Raw genomic sequence first — 4,248 nt, forward strand, 5'->3', positions numbered from 1 at the left:
AAATGGATAAAGAGTTTTGATCTATCTAGATGGAGAAAAACTCAAGAAATTATAAATTTTTAGGCTAAATCAAATTATCACTTAAATAATCGCCGGATGCTGGGAAACTAGCTTGTCCGGTGGTGTGTGGGGCTTATTATAATAGTTAGAAATAATGAAATGTAGTAATTCTATCACGATTCGAATCCCTCCTCAAACGCCATAAAATAATAAATAAATTACTTTTGTTAATTTGCAATAATTCAATAATTAAAATTAATTTTTATTATTAAATAAAAATTTTTTTTTTATTTAATAATGACAAAGGAGAAAAATTAAAATGGCTGTCCCTTTTAGAAGAACTAGTAAAACTGCTAAAAGAAAAAGACGTACTCATTACAAATTAAAAACACCTAATTTGGTATTATGTCCTGATACTAATAAATTCACTTTACCTCATCGTTTAACTAAAAATGGTAGTAGTTTTTATAAAAATAAATTAATTTCAAAAATACAAAATACGAATTAATCATATTTAAAAAATTAATATTTTAAATAAAAAAGGCATTAATATGATCAACATTAAAACATCGCAAGAAATTCGCAATATATGGCTAAATTTTTTTAAATCTAAACAACATAAAATAGAATCATCAGCATCTTTGATACCAGATAAAGATCCTACTTTGTTATGGATTAATGCTGGTGTAGCGCCTTTAAAAAAGTATTTTAATGGTTCCGTAATTCCTCATCACAAACGTATAGTTAATATTCAAAAATGTTTAAGAGCTAATGATATTGATATGGTAGGAAAAACTTCTCGTCATCATACTTTTTTTGAAATGTTAGGAAATTTTTCTATTGGAGATTATTTTAAAAAAGAAGCTATCGAATTTGCTTTTGAATTTTTAACATCTCATGAATTTTTAGCCTTAGATTTTCGTAAATTATATATTACTTATTTTGAAAAAGATTTAGAAACTTATGAGTATTGGTTACAAAAAGGCATTGATAAAAATCATTTAATTGCTTTAAAAGAAAATTTTTGGGAAATAGGAGAAGGACCGTGTGGCCCTTGTACCGAAATTTTTTTTGATCGTGGACCAACATATGATTCGCGTAATCATAGTTTAATTTTAAATAACATTAACAATAACCGTTTTATTGAAATTTGGAACATTGTTTTTTCTCAATATAATTTAGAAATTAAAAATAATCGTAAAGTTTATCGGGAATTACCCAATAAAAATATTGATACTGGAGTCGGTCTAGAACGTTTAACTTGTATTTTGCAAAATAAAAATAATAATTTTGAAACTGATTTATTTTTACCTATTATTCAAAAAATTTCTATTTTAAGCAATATAATATATCAATTAGATGAAAATCAAGAAATTTTTCAAATTATTTCTGATCATATTAGAGCTTTAGTTTTTGGGATTGCTGATGGAGTTATGTTATCTAATGATGGTAGAGGTTATATTTTAAAAAAACTTTTAAGAAGAGCTTTCCAAAAAGGACTTAAATTAGGATTTAATGATCCTTTTTTATTTAAATTAGCGCCTACAGTAGTTGATATAATGGAAGACTTTTATCCATATTTAAAATCAAAAATATCAATTATTCAACAAATCATTTTAACAGAAGAACAGAAGTTTTTATTAACTTTACAAGAAGGAAAAAATAAATTTTTAGAATTTACTAAAATTTCCAAAAAACTTTTGGCTAAAGATTTTTTTAAACTTTATGATACTTATGGATTGCCTCCAGATATAATTTTAGAATATGCTAAAAATTATAAAATTTTAGCAGAAAAAAACGAATTTGAAAATATTTTAGAAAAACAAAAAAAAATATCATCTAATCAAGGTAAAATAGTGTTTAAAAATAAAAATTATCAAAATAATGAGTATTCTAATTTTACTCTTAAAAGTGAATTTGTAGGTTATGAATGTTTTAGTGCTTCGGCTAAAATTATTAAAGTTTTTGAAAATGGAATTGTTTTGGACAAAACCCCTTTTTATGCTGAAATGGGAGGCCAAATTTCAGATTTTGGTATGATTAATCAAAGTTATATTGAGAAAGTTATTAAATTACCTCATGGGCAATTTTTACACTATACAAAAGATTATTTTGAATTAGGTCAACAGGTTAACACATGCATTGATTTACAAAAAAGACATTTAATTTCTTTAAACCATACAGCGACTCATTTATTACATGCTGCTTTAAAAAAATTATTTAATCCTGATATACAACAATGTGGTTCTTTTTTGAATCATAAAATTTTAAAATTTGATTTTAATTATTATAAATCTTTATCTTTAGATGATCTAATTTCTATAGAAAACAAAATAAATTCATGGATTAATGAAAAATATCCTATAAATGTCAAAATAATGACTTTTAAAGAAGCTCAAGATCGAAAAATACAATTGCTTGAACAAATTGAGTATAATGATATTGTGAGAGTAATCGAAATTAAGAATATTTCGACTCAATTATGCGGCGGAACTCATGCTTTTAATACTTTGTTTTTGGAAAAATTCGCTATTTTGTCCTATACTTCTATCGGTTCCGGAATTTACAGAATAGAAGCAACAACCACTACTAATAATATCATTCTTGGTTTTGATTCTAAAACTAAACATTTGCGTATCCAAGAACAAAAAATATTGCATCAAATAGAACAATATTATTATGATGATTTTACTAATAAAGTTAATATTCCTCAATTTAAAGAAGACAAGGATAGTTATAAAAGTATTTTTATTTATAAAGATTATTGCGAAGAATTAAAAAAATTGTGGTTGCGAATACAAAAACAAATTTATCAAAAAAATATGATAAAAATAATTAAAGAAGCTGAAAAAATTATACCTTCTAAAATAGAACCTTGTATGTTTTTAAGTTGCGATAATATCGATATTGATGAAAATATGTTGAAAAATCTTTTAGATTATTTAATACAAAAATTAAAAATTAATTTTTTATGTTTATATAAGCAAAAATCTGAATATTTTATTTTAGTTTGCAAAAGTAATATTAATAGTATTAATGCTAAAAATTTTATAAATCGTGCAAATATTATCATTGAAGGAAAAGGTGGAGGAAATGCAACTTTTGCTAAAAGTATTAGTTATCGCAAAGATAAATTAATAATATTGCGACAAGAATGGTTAAAATGTTTATGAAAGAGCAATTATATCAAAAAAAAAATTTTTTAGGTTTAGATTTGGGAGAAAAAACTTTGGGAATTTCATTTTCTCAATTTGGAATTATTGCCAAAAATTTAAAAACTATTAAATTTCAAAGGCATCAATATCATCAATTAGTTTTACCTTTATCCAAAATAATTACTGAACTTAATAGGGCGCCAAAGAGGCCTAAATTTCGTGCTATCTAACCAATAGCCAGAGCCGATAAACTCTGAATGGAGATGGTCGGTTTGACAAACGAAAGAATGTCAGATTATAGCAGACCATAAAAGCGGGCTGTGACAAAAGCAAATTAGTCAAGAGGACCCTGCCACCAAATAATTCTATGGAGAAGCCTGCAATGGCCTAAGAAGGGAAAATGATGTAATTTCAGAACCTGTCTCGGAAGTTGCTGAAACGGACAGTCCAGAGTCTACTAGTATAAATGTTAAGTACTGAGTAGTTTATCAAATCAAAGAAACCTGGAATCAGCCTCCCAAAAGAGGATACTTCCCCTAAAGAATTAAGGTAGAAATTTAGCGTAACTTGGAGAATCCTAAAACTAAGTAATTAAATTTACTAATCCGGGGGTAAAAGTCTGGATGGTCAAGGATAAAGCATCTTTTTAGTAGTCGTAAGGGTAAATCTAAATTTGGAATAATTTAGTTAATCGGCTTACCAAGAAGAGAGTTAATGACTCTTATAGGGCGAAAGAAGAAAGTAATTTACTATTTATTCAATGGTATCAAGGAAGGGGTTGATATATTATGTCAACAACGGTTTCACTAGAAACTAAACTTTCGCGAACATTGGATAAAATTCAATATCGTTCATCAAATGGTTATTCTTTAAAAAGAGAATTACAGCAAGGAATGAATAACTTCTATAATACGTTAATAGCATTTAATAAAATTTCTACTAACAAAGGGGCGGGAACACCGGGTATTGATAATGAAACCATTGATGGGATTAATCTAGAAAGGCTAGAAAGATACCATCAGGAATACGTCAATAATGGTTATAACCCCGAACCAGTTAAAAGAATTCTCATTCCTAGCGATAATAAAAGAAC

3 protein-coding genes and 1 pseudogene are annotated in these 4,248 nt (G+C 26.4%); all 4 read left to right on the forward strand.

Annotation, left to right across the window (positions count from 1 at the left end):
- The first annotated feature begins 319 nt into the window (after positions 1-319).
- Entirely contained in the window at positions 320-508 is a 189-nt protein-coding gene (gene rpmF, locus OC698_RS02650; RefSeq protein WP_304513163.1) for a 50S ribosomal protein L32, read from the forward strand.
- A 43-nt stretch (positions 509-551) separates the two neighbouring features.
- Positions 552-3,173, forward strand: coding sequence for an alanine--tRNA ligase (gene alaS, locus OC698_RS02655; protein ID WP_304513164.1), 2,622 nt, complete (start codon positions 552-554; stop codon positions 3,171-3,173).
- Complete coding sequence (locus tag OC698_RS02660; RefSeq protein WP_420887793.1) at positions 3,170-3,385, forward strand: RuvC family protein; 216 nt, start codon at positions 3,170-3,172, stop codon at positions 3,383-3,385. The genes alaS and OC698_RS02660 overlap by 4 nt, the downstream gene beginning before the upstream one ends.
- A gap of 558 nt (positions 3,386-3,943) precedes the next feature.
- Positions 3,944-4,248 (forward strand): annotated as a pseudogene (locus OC698_RS02665) (group II intron reverse transcriptase/maturase); the annotation flags it as partial.

Source organism: Candidatus Phytoplasma gossypii, assembly GCF_030586975.1.
GTDB lineage: Bacteria > Bacillota_I > Bacilli_A > Acholeplasmatales > Acholeplasmataceae > Phytoplasma > Phytoplasma citri.